This window comes from Kitasatospora sp. MBT63 (genome assembly GCF_000710465.2).
GTDB lineage: Bacteria > Actinomycetota > Actinomycetes > Streptomycetales > Streptomycetaceae > Kitasatospora.
On the sequence record NZ_JAIZ01000093.1, the window covers coordinates 1 to 15,395 of the forward strand.

At 74.8% G+C, this 15,395-nt stretch carries 10 protein-coding genes and 1 pseudogene; 1 reads left to right on the plus strand and 10 read right to left on the minus strand.

The features are described 5' to 3' along the window. From AA75_RS06265 to AA75_RS06310, 10 genes and pseudogenes are all read right to left on the minus strand, one after another. A pseudogene (locus AA75_RS06265) lies at positions 1-736 on the minus strand (hypothetical protein); the annotation flags it as partial. Between the two features lie 167 nt (positions 737-903). Further along, the gene (locus AA75_RS06270; RefSeq protein WP_033818775.1) at positions 904-2,478 is read right to left on the minus strand and encodes an alpha-amylase family glycosyl hydrolase; all 1,575 of its coding nucleotides are present in this window, start codon (positions 2,476-2,478) and stop codon (positions 904-906) included. 104 nt (positions 2,479-2,582) lie between these two features. After that, positions 2,583-3,578 carry a methylmalonyl Co-A mutase-associated GTPase MeaB gene (meaB, locus tag AA75_RS06275; RefSeq protein WP_033818776.1) on the minus strand — a complete coding sequence of 332 codons (996 nt, stop codon included), beginning with the start codon at positions 3,576-3,578 and terminating at the stop codon, positions 2,583-2,585. 13 nt (positions 3,579-3,591) lie between these two features. Next, the gene (scpA, locus tag AA75_RS06280) at positions 3,592-5,796 is read right to left on the minus strand and encodes a methylmalonyl-CoA mutase (protein ID WP_033818777.1); all 2,205 of its coding nucleotides are present in this window, start codon (positions 5,794-5,796) and stop codon (positions 3,592-3,594) included. Next, positions 5,793-7,676, minus strand: a complete 1,884-nt coding sequence (gene mutA / locus AA75_RS06285) for a methylmalonyl-CoA mutase small subunit (RefSeq protein ID WP_033818778.1) — start codon at positions 7,674-7,676, stop codon at positions 5,793-5,795. The genes scpA and mutA overlap by 4 nt, the downstream gene beginning before the upstream one ends. Before the next feature lie 246 nt (positions 7,677-7,922). Beyond that, positions 7,923-8,849, minus strand: a complete 927-nt coding sequence (locus tag AA75_RS06290) for an SGNH/GDSL hydrolase family protein (protein ID WP_063794287.1) — start codon at positions 8,847-8,849, stop codon at positions 7,923-7,925. After that, positions 8,846-10,012, minus strand: coding sequence for a glycosyltransferase (locus AA75_RS06295; RefSeq protein WP_033818779.1), 1,167 nt, complete (start codon positions 10,010-10,012; stop codon positions 8,846-8,848). The genes AA75_RS06290 and AA75_RS06295 overlap by 4 nt, the downstream gene beginning before the upstream one ends. Next, positions 10,009-11,271: a glycosyltransferase family 1 protein gene (locus tag AA75_RS06300; RefSeq protein WP_082526292.1), complete on the minus strand. Its 1,263-nt coding sequence runs from the start codon at positions 11,269-11,271 to the stop codon at positions 10,009-10,011. The genes AA75_RS06295 and AA75_RS06300 overlap by 4 nt, the downstream gene beginning before the upstream one ends. A 111-nt stretch (positions 11,272-11,382) precedes the next feature. After that, entirely contained in the window at positions 11,383-12,630 is a 1,248-nt protein-coding gene (locus tag AA75_RS06305) for a saccharopine dehydrogenase family protein (protein ID WP_033818780.1), read from the minus strand. A 7-nt stretch (positions 12,631-12,637) separates the two neighbouring features. After that, on the minus strand, positions 12,638-14,212 hold the full coding sequence (locus AA75_RS06310) for an APC family permease (RefSeq protein WP_051811923.1): 1,575 nt from the start codon (positions 14,210-14,212) through the stop codon (positions 12,638-12,640). A gap of 730 nt (positions 14,213-14,942) precedes the next feature. Here AA75_RS06310 and AA75_RS49090 point away from each other — a divergent pair. Beyond that, positions 14,943-15,395, plus strand: a 453-nt coding sequence (locus AA75_RS49090) for an AMP-binding protein (RefSeq protein ID WP_033818781.1), incomplete at its 3' end; no start/stop codon positions are given.

Genomic DNA, 15,395 nt, shown 5'->3' on the forward strand with positions numbered 1-15,395 from the left:
CGTCGACGGAGGCCGGCCGCCCGGCGGGCGCGGGCGACCCGGTGGGTACGGCCCACAGCGAGCCGAGCGCGAGCAGCAGCGCCCCGCCGGCCGCCAGCCGGGCCGTCCGGCGCTGCCGCAGCAGGTCCCCGGGCCGGACCCGGACGGTGCACGGATCGAACCGCGGGGACTCGGCCAACCGCCCCTCGGGCAGCGGGGCATCGGCCTGGAGCCGGTCGGCCTGCCGGAGCGCGCCGGCCGGATCGGCCACCCCGGCGGCGGCCAGCACCCGGGCCGTCTCCTCGGGCCCCAGCGACTCGGCGAAGCGCAGCGCGTACGCCGCCCGCCCGGCCGCCGGGACCCCCGTCAGCGCACGGTCCACGGCGAGCTCGGCGGGACCGCCGTCGGGGGTGAACAGCCGCAGCCCCCAGGCCCGCGGGAGCAGCCGCGGCTGCCCGCGGGTGAACCGCAGGGCGCCGCGCACCACCCGGCCGCGCAGCACCGCGTAGACCTGGTCGGCGTCCGGGGAGCCGGCGCCCCAGCGGCCGGGCAGCGCGGCCCGGACCACCGCGTGGGCGGCCAGCAGCCGCCTGCGGCGGTCGAGTTCGGCGGGCACGATCAGATAGGCGAGCCGGGCGAGCCGGCCGTACTGGCTGACCAGGACGGCTTCGGCCCCGGGCAGCCCGCCCGGCCGCCGCCGGCCGACGGTCCGGGCGGCGGCTGCCTCGGCGGTACGGCGCAGGGTCTGACGGTCCATCGGTGGCGGCTTTCGGTCGGCGCGTGAAGGCGGTGCGCCGCAGGCCGGGGGCCGGGCGGTGCAGATCATCCAACGAGTCGATCATGCGATGGTTGCGGTGTCCGGGTGAACCCGCCCGCCGCCCGCCGCCCGCCGTCTGCCTGCGCCGCCCGCCGCCCGGTGAGCGGTCAGAGCTCGAACACGCCGTACGAGAAGCCCTCGGCGCGGATCTCCGCGGCGTCGGCGGTCACCCCGCGCGCCTCCAGCGTGCGGCGCGGGGCCGGGCCCGGGGCGGGCAGGACGGCCGGGTCGCGGCGCGGGTTGACCACCACCAGGAAGCGGCCGCCGCGGGTGTACACCAGCGGGTAGCCGGCGTGCAGCACGTCCACCGGGCCGTCGGCGCCGAGGGCGGGATGGGCGCGGCGCAGCGCGATCAGACGACGGACCAGGTGCAGCAGGGAGCCGGGGTCGGCGCGCTGGGTGGCGACGTCGGGGCGGTCGGGGGCGTCGTCGAGCGGGAGGTAGAGCCTGTGCGCGGTGGAGAAGCCGGCGCCCTCGGTGGCGTCCCACTGCATCGGGGTGCGGCAGCCGGCCCGGTTGTAGCGCGGGCCGAGCACGCTGCCCTCGACGTCGGGCAGGCCGGGGACGTACCGCATGCCGATCTCGTCGCCGTAGTAGACGGCCGGCAGGGTGGGCCAGGTGAGCTGGAAGACGAAGGCGGGGGCGAGCTGGTCGCGGGTGCGCGGGCCGCAGGCGAGCCGGGAGAAGTCGTGGTTGGAGGTGGGCAGCGAGATCCGGCCGTCCCCGCCGACCGCCCGGTCCGCGGTGCGCCAGGCGTCCAGGAAGACCGAGATGTCGCCCTTGCCCTCGGCGTCGAAGTAGCAGGGCTCGGACGGCCAGCCGTCCTGGTCGGTGCCGGCGCCGTTGTGCCACAGCGAGCGCAGCGGGCGGCCGTCGGTGTCGCCGCCGAACTGGAGCAGGAAGTCGGCGTGGAAGCCGCCCGCCACCGAGCGCGCCGGGTCGCCCCACTCGGCCAGCAGCGCGGCGTCGGGGTGCTCGGCGTCCAGCCAGCCGCGCAGCCCGTTCCAGAGCCGGCCGGTCTCGACCTTGCCCGGGTCGTCCTTGACCAGCGAGGAGGCCATGTCGACGCGGAAGCCGGAGATGCCGAGGCCCAGCCAGTGCGCCATGATCCCGCGCAGCGCGGCGCGGTTGGCGCGCGGGCCCTCGGCGTCGACGCCCTGGCGCCACGGCTCGGCCGGATCGGGCCTGGCGTAGCCGAAGTTGAGCGCGGGCTGGAAGTCGAAGAAGTTCGGCAGGTACCAGCCGGGGCGGCGGCCGGGGGAGCGGACGAAGCGTTCGGCGGGGTGGTCGGCCCAGATGTAGCGGTGGTCCGCGGGGTCGTCGGCGGCGGCCCGGAACCAGGGGTGCCGGTCGGAGGTGTGCCCGGCGACCAGGTCGAGCAGCACCCGGATGCCCAGCCGCCGGGCGCGGTCGGTCAGTTCGGCCAGGGCCGCGGCGTCGCCGTAGCGCGGCGCGGTGGCCAGGTAGTCGCTGACGTCGTACCCGGCGTCGCCGAACGGCGAGGCGAAGCACGGGTTGAGCCAGACGGCGTCGACGCCGAGCCAGGCCAGGTACTCCAGGCGCTCGGCGAGCCCGGCGAAGTCGCCGATGCCGTCGCCGTCGGAGTCGGCGAAGCTCTGCGGGTAGATCTGGTAGAGGACGGCGTCGGACAGCCAGGCCGGTACGGGGCGGGTCGGTGTCACGCGGTGCTCCTTCTCCCGGGGACCAACGGGGACCGCCTCCAGGATGCCCCGCCGCGGCCGCCCCGGGGGGAGGTCCGGCGGATCCCCGCCCGCCCGGCCGGTCCTCAGTCGGCGGGACCCGCGAAGCCGTCCAGGATCTGCTCGGCCGCGAGCGTCGCGGTCAGCGTGCCCTCCCGGACCCGGCGCTCCAGCTCCGGGGCGATCCGCCGGACCACCGGGTGCTCGTGCAGGGCGGACAGCAGCTGGTCGTGGACCATCGACCAGGTCCAGTCGACCTGCTGGTCGCGCCGCTTGGCGGCCAGCGCCCCGGTGGTCTCCAGCAGCAGCCGGTGCTGCGTCAGCCGGTCCCAGAGCTCCTCCAGGCCGCTGCCGTCCTGCCCGCTGCAGGTGAGCACCGGCGGCGTCCAGACCGCGTCCGGCGGCTGCAACAGCCGTAGTGCGCCAGCCAGTTCGCGGGCGGCGGCCTTGGCGTCGCGTTCGAACGGGCCGTCCGCCTTGTTCACCGCGACCAGGTCGGCGAGCTCCAGCACGCCCTTCTTGATGCCCTGAAGCTGGTCGCCGGTACGGGCCAGGGTGAGCAGCAGGAAGGAGTCGACCATGCCCGCGACGGTGGTCTCGGACTGCCCGACGCCGACCGTCTCGACCAGCACCACGTCGTACCCGGCGGCCTCCATCACCACCATCGACTCCCGGGTGGCCCGGGCCACCCCGCCCAGCGTCCCCGAGGTCGGGGACGGCCGGACGAAGGCGTTCGGGTCCACCGCGAGCCGCTCCATCCGGGTCTTGTCACCCAGGATGGAGCCGCCGGTACGGCTGGAGGTGGGGTCGACCGCGAGCACCGCGACCCGGTGGCCGCGGGCCGTCAGCAGGGTGCCCAGTGCCTCGATGAAGGTGGACTTGCCCACCCCCGGCACACCGGTGATGCCGACCCGGACCGCCTTGCCGGCGTGCGGCAGCAGCTCGATCAGCAGCCGCTGGGCGAGCACCCGGTGGTCGGGCCGGGTGGACTCGACCAGCGTGATGGCCCGCGCGATGAACGCCCGCGAGCCCTCCAGCACACCCTTGACGTAGGCGTCGACGTCGATCGTCCGCGGCGGCATCGTCCCGGCGGCCTCAGAGCTCGTGGCCGAGGTCGGCGGCCAGCGCCTTCAGCAGGTCGTACGCCGCGTCCGGGATGACCGTGCCGGGCGGGAAGACGGCGGCGGCGCCGGCCTCGTACAGCGCGTCGAAGTCCTGCGGCGGGATCACGCCGCCGACCACGATGGTGATGTCCTCGCGTCCGGCGGCGGCCAGTTCGGCCTTGAGCGCGGGCACCAGGGTCAGGTGCCCGGCGGCCAGCGAGGAGACACCGACGATGTGCACGTCCGCCTCCACCGCCTGCCGGGCGACCTCGGCCGGGGTCTGGAACAGCGGGCCCACGTCGACGGTGAAGCCGAGGTCCGCGAAGGCGGTGGCGATCACCTTCTGGCCGCGGTCGTGCCCGTCCTGGCCCATCTTGGCCACCAGGATGCGCGGGCGGCGGCCCTCCGCCTCCTCGAACCTCTCGACCAGCGCCCGGGTGCGCTCCACCCCGGTGGACGGTCCTGCCTCGTCGCGGTACACACCGGAGATGGTACGGATCTGGCCGGAGTGGCGCCCGTAGACCTTCTCCAGGGCGTCCGAGATCTCCCCGACGGTGGCCTTGGCCCGGGCCGCGTCCACGGCCAGCGCCAGCAGGTTGCCCTCCAGCGAACCGCCGCCCTTGGCGCCCTGCTCGGCGGAGCGGGTCAGCGCGTGCAGCGCGGCCTGGCAGGCCTGCTCGTCGCGCTCGGCGCGCAGCCGGCGCAGCTTCTCGATCTGCTGGGTGCGCACCGAGGAGTTGTCGACCTTGAGCACGTCGATCTGCTCGTCGTTGGCGACCCGGTACTTGTTGACGCCGATCACCGGCTGGCGGCCGGAGTCGATCCGGGCCTGGGTCCGGGCCGCGGCCTCCTCCACCCGCAGCTTGGGGATGCCGGCGTCGATCGCCTTCGCCATGCCGCCGGCCGCCTCCACCTCCTGGATGTGCTGCCAGGCGCGGGCCGCCAGGTCGTGGGTGAGCTTCTCCACGTACGCGGAGCCGCCCCACGGGTCGATCACCCGGCAGGTGCCCGACTCCTGCTGGAGCATCAGCTGGGTGTTGCGGGCGATCCGGGCCGAGAAGTCGGTCGGCAGCGCCAGCGCCTCGTCCAGCGCGTTGGTGTGCAGCGACTGGGTGTGGCCCTGGGTGGCGGCCATCGCCTCCACACAGGTGCGGGTGACGTTGTTGAACACGTCCTGGGCGGTCAGCGACCAGCCGGAGGTCTGCGAATGGGTGCGCAGCGACAGCGACTTGGCGTTCTGGGGGTCGAACTGCTTGACCAGCTTGGCCCACAGCAGCCGGGCTGCGCGCAGCTTGGCGACCTCCATGAAGAAGTTCATGCCGATCGCCCAGAAGAACGACAGCCGCGGCGCGAACGCGTCCACGTCCAGCCCCGCGCCCAGACCCGCGCGCAGGTACTCCACCCCGTCCGCCAGCGTGTACGCCAGCTCCAGGTCGGCCGTGGCCCCGGCCTCCTGGATGTGGTAGCCGGAGATGGAGATGGAGTTGTACCGCGGCATCTTCTGCGAGGTGTACGCGAAGATGTCCGAGATGATCCGCATCGACGGCTGCGGCGGGTAGATGTAGGTGTTGCGGACCATGAACTCCTTGAGGATGTCGTTCTGGATGGTCCCCGCGAGCTTCTCGGGCGCCACCCCCTGCTCCTCGGCCGCCACGATGTAGAGCGCCAGGATCGGCAGCACGGCGCCGTTCATGGTCATCGACACCGACATCTTGTCCAGCGGGATGCCGTCGAACAGCTGGCGCATGTCGTAGATCGAGTCGATCGCCACGCCCGCCATGCCGACGTCACCGGTCACCCGCGGGTGGTCGCTGTCGTAGCCGCGGTGGGTCGGCAGGTCGAAGGCGACCGACAGGCCCTTCTGACCGGCCGCCAGGTTGCGGCGGTAGAAGGCGTTGGACTCCTCGGCGGTGGAGAAGCCCGCGTACTGCCGGACCGTCCACGGCTGGTTGACGTACATGGTCGGGTACGGGCCGCGCAGGAACGGCGCGACACCCGGATAGGTGGCCAGGAAGTCCAGCCCGGCCAGGTCCTCGGCGGTGTACAGCGGCTTGACGCCGATGCCCTCCGGGGTCTCCCAGACCAGTTCCTCGACGTCCTTGCCGGTCGCCTGCTGCCAGGCCGCCCGCCACTGCTCGCCGGTGGCCGCCGGGCCGCCCGGTGCGTCGAGTCCGATCTCCGTGAAGTCGGGGATCATCGGGCCACTCCGATCTGGTCGAGCAGGGAGGTGAGGACGGCGACCGCGTCGCCGCCCGCGCTGACGAACTCGTCGACCCCGGCCTGCCGGTACCCGGCCTCCTGCTCGCCGGGCCGGCCCGCCAGCAGCACCCGGGCGGCGCCGGCCGCCTTCAGCGCGGCGGCCACCGGTACGGCGTGCTCCTCGTACAGCGCGTCGCTGGAACACAGCGCGGCCACCGTGGCGCCGCTCGCGGCGAACGCCTCCGCGAGCGCGGCCGGGTCGGTGCCCTGGCCGACGACGGTCTCGATCCCGCCGGCCTGGAACAGGTTGGCGGCGAAGGTCAGCCGCGCGGTGTGCGCCGCCGCCGGGCCCAGCGCCGCCAGGAACAGCCGCGGCCGGGCGCCGGTGGCGTCCCGGTGCAGATCGGAACGGGTCCGCAGGGCCTCGTACGCCTCGGCGCGGCGCACCCGGGGCAGACCTCCGGTCAGCGGCGCCGGGGCCGGCTCGCGCACCAGCGGCTGCTCGCCCAGGTTCGGGAACTCGCTGACGCCGGTGACCGGCTCCTTGCGGCGGGCCAGCGCCGTCGAGCGCCGCGCCCAGGTGTCGCCGATCCGGTCCGCGACCAGACCCGAGCACAGCGCCGCGCGCAGGCCGCCGGCCCGCTCGATCTCCTGGAACCACGACCAGGCGGCGTGCGCCAGCTCGTCGGTCAGGCGCTCCACGTACCAGGAACCACCCGCCGGGTCGACGACCCGCGCCAGGTGCGACTCCTCCAGCAGGATCGCCTGCGTGTTGCGGGCGATCCGGCGGGCGAACGCGTCCGGCAGGCCGAGCGCGCTGTCGAACGGCAGCACGGTCACCGCGTCCGCGCCGCCGACGCCCGCGGCCAGGCAGGCGACGGTGGTGCGCAGCATGTTCACCCAGGGGTCGCGCTCGGTCATCATCACGGCCGAGGTGACCGCGTGCTGCCGCTGCGCGGCGGCCTGCGAGGAGATCCCCGACGCCTCCGCCACCCGCGCCCACAGCCGGCGGGCCGCCCGGAACGCGGCGATGGTCAGGAACTGGTCCGCCCCGGCCGACAGCCGGAACTCCAGCTGCCCGGCGGCCGCGTCCGGGCTCAGCCCGGCGGCCGTCAGCTCCCGCAGGTACGCCACACCGGCGGCCAGCGCACAGCCCAGCTCCTGCGCGGGCGAGGCACCCGCCTCGTGGTACGGCAGCGCGTCGACGGTGATCGCGCGCAGGCCCGGGAAGCCCTCGTGCAGGCGGACCGCCAGCGCGGCGGCCCCGGCGAGCAGCCCGGCGGTCGGCGAGTCGTCCCCGGTACGGGCCAGCAGGCCCAGCGGGTCCGCGCCCAGCGTGCCGGTGGCGGCCTCGGCGGGCACCCCGCGCTCCGCGTACAGCGCCAGCAGCCGCTCGGCGGCGGCCGGGAACTCGGCCCCGGCGTCCAGCGCCACGGCCGCCAGGTCCAGGTACACGCCCTCCAGCACCTCGGGCAGCGCGGCGACCGGCAGACCGTCCCGGCCCAGCTCCAGCCAGACCGAACCCACCCCGTGCTCCAGGTCGGCGAGCACCGCCTCGTTCGAGGTCCGCGGATCCGGATGCGTGTGCCGCTGGCGCACGTCCCACCCCGAGACGGCCGAACCCTGAGGCCGGCCACCGCGGACGAACGGCGCGAAGCCAGGGAACCCGGCCCCACCGGGCGCGTCCTCGGCGGTGTACAGCGGACGGGCGGTGAGGCCGTCCTCCAGCTTGGTGGCGAGGGCGTCCTCGGCCTGCGTACCGGTCACGTCCTGCTTACCGGACTTGCGCAACACACCTTCGACCAGGCGCTGCCACTGCTCACGGCTTGCATCCGGGAACTCGGCGGCCAGGGAGAGCCCTTCGGGCGAGACCGTCATGAGGGAAGGTTAGAGCCCGTTCACGTGCGGCTGTACAGCGAACCGGTGTGACCTTTCACTCCTTGCACTCCAAGCGCCGCAGAGTGCAACACCGGTACGCCCGCACGAACCATTCCCACCTCGGCGTGGCGCCGCATCCAGGAGCGCGGGGGGGTGCCTGGAGGGGCGCGGGGAACTGCGCGGGGGCGGGAGGTAGCGGGCGCGGGGTCGGGAACGGCGGGATGGTTGCAGGGCCGTTGCCGTCGTTCAGGCGGGATGTCTGCCGCTGCGCGCAGTTCCTCGCGCCCCTGAGGGGGTGCCGGGGTTTGCTTTTAGGGGGGTGGGGAAGTGCGCGAGGGCTGCAGGGCCGTTGCCGGCCCGGAGGGCGGCTGCGGTGGCGGCTGCCGCTTCGGTGTCGAGGCGGGCGGAGGTGCCGAGGAGGAGGTGGCGGGTCTCGCGGGTGGCGAGGAGGAGCAGGCCGGGGAGGAGGTCGGTGCAGCGGGCGGCGACCCAGCGGGTGCCCTGGGTGGCCATCCAGCGCAGGTCGGCGACGAACCCGGGTGCCGCCGCGGACAGGCTCGCCGCCGGGGCGTCCCCCAGCCGCTCGCCGCCGGCGGTGAGCAGGGCGTGGAACTCGCACGCGATCCGGTGGTGCCCCGCCGCGCTGGGATGCAGCCGGTCGACGCTGAGCAGTGAGCGTTCGGTGAGCCAGGGCAGGTCGGCGAGGTGCAGGTGGGTGGCGCCGTACCGGAGGGAGAGGGCGTGCACGACGGTGTTGACGGCCCGCATCCGGCGGGCGAGCGGCCGGGCGAGCGGTGGCGGGAGCCGCAGCAGCCGCCCGGGGTCGGGCAGGCAGGCGGTCAGCAGGACGGCGCCCTGGTTGCGCAGTGCGGCGAGCGCGGTGTCGAGGTGGCGTGCGGTGCGGGCGATGTCGAAGCCGGCCCGCAGGGTGTCGTTGCCGCCGATCAGGACGGCGGCGTGGGTGGGCCGCAGGGCGAGTGCGGCGGGCAGCTGAACGGTGGTCAGGTCGTGGCTGAGCGCGCCGCTGTTGGCGAGGTTGCGGAACTCGACCGGGCCGGGGGAGAGGCCGGGGGCGAGCATGGCGGCCCAGCCGCGCCAGCCGTCCGCGACGGGGTCGCCCACGCCCTCGGTGACGGAGTCGCCGAGGGCGGTGAACCGGACCGCCGCGGTCATGGCGCGGCCTGCGCGGCGTCCGCCGGCAGCGGTACCCGGTGGGCGGCGAGGAAGGCGGCGACCGCGGAGTCCCAGCCGAAGTGTTCGGCCCTGGCGCGGGCCGCGGCGCGGCGTTCGGCGGCCGGCCGCTCCAGCAGGTCCCGGACGGCGGTGGCGAACGCCTCGCCGGTGTCGGCCGCGGCGAGGCCGGCCGGTCCGACGATCGGCGGCAGCGCCGAGGAGCGGCTGACGGCGACCGGGGTGCCGCAGGCGAGCGCTTCCAGGGCGGCCAGCCCGAAGGTCTCCACCGGCCCGGGTGCGATGGCGACGTCGGCGGCGGCGAGCAGCGCGGCGACCTCGGCGCGGGTGCCGAGGTGTCCGAGGAACCGGACGGGGACCCGCAGTTCGGCGGCGCGCGCCTGGAGCCGGCGGCGCAGCGGGCCGGCGCCGGCGACGGCCAGGACGGCGGGGATCCGGTGGCGGCGGCGCAGGACGGCGAGCGCCTCGACGGCCCGTTCGGGCTTCTTCTCGGGGGACAGCCGGGAGCAGAGCACCAGCAGGACCTGGCCGGGGTCGGCGTAGCGGGCCCGGACCTCGGGGTCGTGGCGGTCGGGGTGCAGCTGGTGGAGGTCGACGCCGAGCGGTGCCTGGACGAGGTTGGCGGCGCCGATCCGTTCGAACTCGGCGGCGGCCCAGGCGGTGGTGCACAGCACGGTGTCGTACGCCCGGGCGGTCCTGGTGTTGAGCCGGTCGGCGAGGGTGCGGGCGGGGCCGGGCGGCAGGCCCCAGGTGCCGAGCAGTCCGGTGGCGCTCTCGTGCGAGACCATCACCGACCGGACACCGTGGGCGCGGGCCCAGGCGCCGGTCCAGCGCAGGCTGGTGCGGTCGGAGACCTCCAGCCGGTCGGGGGCCAGGCCGGCCAGGGTCCGGGCGACGGCGCGCCGGTCGGTGAGCAGCCGGTAGCCGCCGCTGCCGGGGATCGGCCGGCCGGGCAGGGTGATGACCCGGCCCTGGGAGGTCCACTCGTCGGCGGGGCGCGGGCCGGGGACGAGGAGGACCGGGTGGTGGCCGGCGGCGAGGTAGCCCTCGCCGAGGTGGCGCAGGGCCGTGCGCAGGCCGCCGGAGACCGGGGTGACGAAGTTGGCCACCCGGACGATCCGCAGCCCGTCGTGCGGCGGGGTCATGCCGGGAGCTCCTCGGGCAGCTGGGTGCCGGCGGAGGCCTGCGCGGGGATCTGGCCGGTGGGCGTGGGCACGGTGGCGGGGGTGCCGGCCGCGGGGTGCAGGGCCTGGACGGGGCCGCCGTGGTGCTCGGCGATGGCCTCGGTGTAGTGGCGCAGCAGCAGGTCGCCGACTGCCTCCCAGGTGCGGGCGGTGACGTCGGCCCGGCCGGCCCGGCCGTAGCCGGTCCGGACCTCGGGGCCGGCGGCGGCCAGTTCGGCTACGGCGCGGGTGACGGCGGCGGTGTCGCGGGGCGGGACCAGCAGGCCGGTGCGGTGGTGGCCGACCAGGTCGAGGGGGCCGCCGACGGCGGGTGCCACCACGGGGACGCCGCTGGCCATCGCCTCCTGGATGGTCTGGCAGAACGTCTCCAGCGGACCGGTGTGCACGAACAGGTCCAGGGTGGCGAAGTAGCGGGCGAGTTCGGTGCCGGTCCGGCGGCCGAGGAACAGGGCCTTGGGCATGGCGGCCTTCAGCGCCGGGGCGCTCGGGCCGTCGCCGATCACCACCACCCGTACGCCCGGCAGCTCGCAGGCGCCGGCCAGCAGGTCGACCCGCTTCTCGGGGGCGAGCCGGCCGACGTAGCCGATCAGCAGTTCGCCGCCCGGGGCCAGGGTGCGGTGCAGCGCCTCGTCGCGGTGGGCGGGGTGGAAGCGGACCGAGTCCACGCCGCGCGGCCACAGCCGGACCCGGGGGACGCCGTGCGCGGTGAGGTCCTGCGCGGCCGGGGTGGAGGGTGCCAGGGTGCGGGTGGCGGCGCCGTGCACCGCCCGGATCCGGGCCCAGGCGAGCGCGGATCCGATGCCCCGGCCGACCCGGTACGCCTGGGCGTACCCGGCCAGGTCGGTCTGGTAGACGGCCACGCTGGGCAGGCCGAGCCGTTCGGCCACCTTCGCCCCGCGGGCGCCCAGCACGAACGGGCTGGCCAGGTGCACCAGGTCGGGCCGGTGGTCGGCGACCGCCTCGGCCAGCCGCCTGCTCGGCAGGGCGACCCGGACCTGGGGGTAGCCGGGCAGCGGGATCGACGGCACCCGGACCACCGGCAGCGGCGTCGAGTCCGGGCCGAAGGAGTGCGGCGGGCAGTGGGCGCCCCTGGCCGGTGCCGGGGTGATGACCAACGGTTCGTGGCCGCGGCGGACCAGGTGCTCCGCTGTCCTCAGCACGCTGTGGGCGACGCCGTTGACCTCGGGGGGGAAGGACTCGGTGACGATGGCGACTCGCATGCCAACGTTGTGTCCCCTCGGGGCGTGCGACTGACCACGGGGATCTTTCGTACAGGCGAACGTCGGTGGCCAATTGGGCGCGGGTTCGGCCGGGGCCGGCCCGCGGACCGGTCAGGCCGCGGCGGCGCGGGGGGTCTCCTCGCGCAGCGCCCAGGGGGAGCCGTAGGCCGTGAGCAGGTCCAGGAACGGGCGGGGCGGCAGGGCCTCGGGGCCGAGGACCCCGGCGCCGGCCCAGGCGCCGGTGGCGAGCAGTTCGAGGGCGACGACCGGGTTCACCGCGGTCTGCCAGACCACGGCCTGCGAGCCGTACTCGCGCATCGACCAGGCGTTGTCGACCACGTGGTGCAGGTACACCTGGCGCGGCTGCCCGTTCTTGGCGCCGCGGACCCAGGTGCCGGCGCAGGTCCTGCCGTGCATCCGGTCGCCGAGGGTGGCCGGGTCGGGCAGGCAGGCGGCGACCACGTCGCGGGGGGAGACCCCGACGGGCCCTTGCGCGCCGGGCACGGTGACCGGGTCGGTGGCGGACAGGCCGAGCCGGTGGAGCGTCTTGAGGACCTCGATGAAGTCCTGCCCGAGGCCGTACTTGAAGGTGACCCGGCGGGCGTCGATCCAGCGGGGGATCAGCAGGACCTCCTCGTGTTCGACGTTGACGCACTCGACCGGCCCGATGCCGTCCGGGAAGTCGAACACCTCGGGCTCGCTGAAGGGTTCGGTGGTGAACCAGCCGAGTCCGGACTCGAAGACGACCGGCGGGTTGAGGCACTCCTCGATGGTGGTCCAGATGGAGAACGAGGGCGCGAAGTCGTACCCGTCGACGGTCAGGTCGGCGCCGTCGCGGATCCCGATCTCGTCGATGGTGTCGAAGAGTTCGTCCGCCGCGTAGCGGGCGAAGACGTCCGAGAGGCCGGGTTCGACGCCCATGCCGCACAGCGCCAGCAGCCCGGCGTCCTCCCAGGCGCGGGCCCGGGCGAACTGGCCGTCGCCGAGTTTGATGCCGCACTCCTGGTAAGGCCGTTCGGGGTGCGGCTGGGACAGTGACATCGCCATGTCGAGGTAGTGCGCCCGCCCGGCCAGCGCGGCCTCGAACAGCGGCAGCACGAACCGCGGGTCGGTCGCGTTGAACAGCACGTCGCAGCGGTGCTCGGTGAGCAGCGCGGTGACGGCGGCGGTGTCGGAGGCGTCGACGGTGGCCGGCCGGAACCGCTCGGCGCCGGCCTCGCCGGCCAGTGAGGCGACCGCGGCCTCGGCCCGGGCGGGGTCGTAGTCGGCGACCACGAAGCATTCGAAGAACGGGCGCCGGACCGCGATCCGGGCGGCGGCGGTGCCGACGCCGCCCGCGCCCACCAGCAGGATCCTCATCACGGCCTCACGGGGCGTCGGAGGGGTCGGCGGCGCTGACCGGGACGTCCGGGTGCCTGAACCAGGAACCCTGGACGGCCCACTGGACGAGCATCAGCAGGAAGCCGAGGATCAGCGCGCCGATGCCGATCACGGTGACCCCGCCGGTCTGCCCGAAGATCGGCAGGTCGATGGAGGTGGACCCGTAGTCGGGGTCGGCGTAGACGTCGAAGGCGCCGTAGCAGAAGAAGTAGAGCAGCATCAGGCCGCCGAGCAGCGGTGCGACGCCCTTGAAGATGAAGTCCTTCGCGCTGCGGGTGAGCACCTTGCGGTAGTACCAGACGCAGGCGAAGCCGGTCAGGCCGTAGTAGAAGGCGATGGCGAGGCCGACCGAGGCGATCGAGTCGGCGAGGACGTTGCCGCTGATCGCGGTGAGCAGGACGTAGAAGGCGATCGAGGCGAGGCCCATGCCGACGGTGGACCAGGTCGGGGTGAGGTGCCGGGGGTGGACCCGGGCGAACTCGCGGGGGATGGCCTTGTGCGCGGCCATCGAGAAGGTGGTCCGGGCGGTCGGCAGGATGGTGGTCTGGGTGGAGGCCGCGGAGGAGGTCAGCACCATGAAGATGAGCAGTTTGGTGAGGAACCAGCCGAGGCCCGCGCTGCCGAACACGGCTCCGCCCAGCGAGGAGAGCACGTCCCCGGAGTTGTCCTCGTTGCCGAGTCCGATGCCCTCGGTGCCGATCCCGGCGAAGGCCTGGGCGGAGGTGGAGACCAGGGCGTAGATGATCAGCAGCAGCACGGTGGAGATGACGGCGGCGCGTCCCGGGGTGCGGGTGGCGTCGGCGGTCTCCTCGTTGACGGAGACGGCCGTGTCCCAGCCCCAGTAGATGAACACGGCGGCCAGGATGCCGGCGGTGAACGCGGTGGTGGAGGAGACCGCGAAGGGGTTGAACCAGGACGCGGAGACGTGGATCGCGGTGTCCGGCGGGTGCGAGCCGTAGACCTTGACCAGGGCGGTCACCGACAGCAGCACCAGCATCACGACCTCGATGCACAGCAGCCAGCGCTGCAGGGCGGCGGAGATCTCGATGCCGACGTAGCAGATCGCGGTCATCACGATGATCCAGATGACCCCGGCGATCGTGGTCCAGGTGGTGTTCTCGGCCAGACCGTCGAAGCCGAACAGCCGGAAGCCGTACACGCCGGCGATCTGGGCGAGGTTGGCCATCACGATGATGTCGGCCGCCACGATGCCCCAGCCGCCCATCCAGCCGGTGCGCGGCCCGAAGGCGCGGGCGCCCCAGGTGAAGGTGGTGCCGCAGTCCGGGTCGGAGGCGTTCAGCTCCTTGTAGGCGTAGGCGATCAGCAGCATCGGGATGAACGCCAGGATGGTGATGATCGGGGCCTGCAGCCCCACGCCGATCACGATGATGCCGAGCGTGGCGGCCAGGCTGTACGCGGGCGCGGTGGAGGCCAGGCCGATCGCCACCGAGGAGACCAGGCCGAGGGCGCCGGTCTTCAGGCCCTTCTCGCCGGCCCGGGAGCTGACCACCGACGGTGCGGCGGGCGGAGGCGGAGTGTGGTGTCCGGGGGGACCCTGCATCGTTCCCAACCCCTGATCCTGTGACGGAGGTACTGACGGGACTGGACCTCCTCAGCGTACGCCCGGGGCCTCCCGCTTTCCTGGGGATGGCGTGCGGGGCCGTGCACGGGTCGCAACTGACCGCCGGTTAGCAGGCCGGGCGGTGGGGGTGCGCCGGGTGCGGCGGTGTACGGGGGGTGACGGCGCGTGGCGGCGGGCCGCGCCCCGCGGCGGTCCACGGCGGGCCGGTGCCGGTACCGGCGGTAATCGGTCCGGTGTGCGGTGATCCCCTGGCCCGGCCGGTGACGTTCCGTGCGCGAAACAGCCGCCGGGGATTTCCGGGAGCCGCTTCCCCGGTGGCGCCGCGTGGCGAGGACATCGCAGGTCGGGGGGTGTGCGGCCGGTCGGTGGGGCCGGGACGGGCGGGGCGGAGGGGGTGCCGCCGGAAAGGGGCGTCAGCTCGGGTGAATAGAGAAATGGATCGGATCAGCTGAAAACACCGATGTGGTTCAGGCCGGGAAATCCGCCCGCCCCGCCACCGCCACCGGCCCGGTTCTGGCACCCAGTCACCTGCCGTGACCGGCAACGGAGTTCATTGACTTGGTTCGGGTCGCCGGGGATTATCGGTGCCTGTTCGACCGGGCCGGCGCACTCACCGAGGGGCACCGGCCGCTGTGACGGCCACCGCCGTTGGGGTCGGTGGGGGGAGGCTGCGCGCCGTCGTGCCCGCAGCCGGGAGAAGGACGTGCGCGTGCCCACTGTGCCCGAGCTCGTGGCGGCCCGCGCGGCCGCCGACCCGGACCGCACCGCCCTGCTGCAGGGCGACCGGGAACTGACCTACGGCGCCCTGCTCGACTGGGCCGACGCGCTGGCCGCGCGGCTGACCGGAGCCGGCGTGAGCGCGGGCGCCACCGTCGCGGTGGTCTGCGAACGCTCGATCGAGTACGTCGTCGCCGCGCTCGCGGTGCTGCGGGCGGGCGCCTGCTACCTGCCGGTCGACCCGGCCTACCCGGCCGAGCGCCGGGAACTGATGCTCGCGGACGCCGCGGTGGCCGAGGTGCTCGACGCCGCCGCCGTCACCGCCGCCCGCACCGCCGGCGCCCCCGCCGCACCCCGCCGTCCGGCCGGCTCCCCGGCCCCCGGCGACCTCGCCTACGTGGTGTACACCTCCGGCTCCACCGGCCGCCCCAAGGGCGTCGCCGTC

What these genes read in the sequence shown, in the direction of transcription:
- AA75_RS06305 (WP_033818780.1), bottom strand. Translation starts at nt 12,630, where the DNA reads ATGAGGATCCTGCTGGTGGGCGCGGGCGGCGTCGGCACCGCCGCCGCC.
- AA75_RS06290 (WP_063794287.1), bottom strand. Translation starts at nt 8,849, where the DNA reads ATGACCGCGGCGGTCCGGTTCACCGCCCTCGGCGACTCCGTCACCGAG.
- AA75_RS06310 (WP_051811923.1), bottom strand. Translation starts at nt 14,212, where the DNA reads ATGCAGGGTCCCCCCGGACACCACACTCCGCCTCCGCCCGCCGCACCG.
- scpA (WP_033818777.1), bottom strand. Translation starts at nt 5,796, where the DNA reads ATGATCCCCGACTTCACGGAGATCGGACTCGACGCACCGGGCGGCCCG.
- AA75_RS06300 (WP_082526292.1), bottom strand. Translation starts at nt 11,271, where the DNA reads ATGCGAGTCGCCATCGTCACCGAGTCCTTCCCCCCCGAGGTCAACGGC.
- meaB (WP_033818776.1), bottom strand. Translation starts at nt 3,578, where the DNA reads ATGCCGCCGCGGACGATCGACGTCGACGCCTACGTCAAGGGTGTGCTG.
- mutA (WP_033818778.1), bottom strand. Translation starts at nt 7,676, where the DNA reads ATGACGGTCTCGCCCGAAGGGCTCTCCCTGGCCGCCGAGTTCCCGGAT.
- AA75_RS06295 (WP_033818779.1), bottom strand. Translation starts at nt 10,012, where the DNA reads ATGACCCCGCCGCACGACGGGCTGCGGATCGTCCGGGTGGCCAACTTC.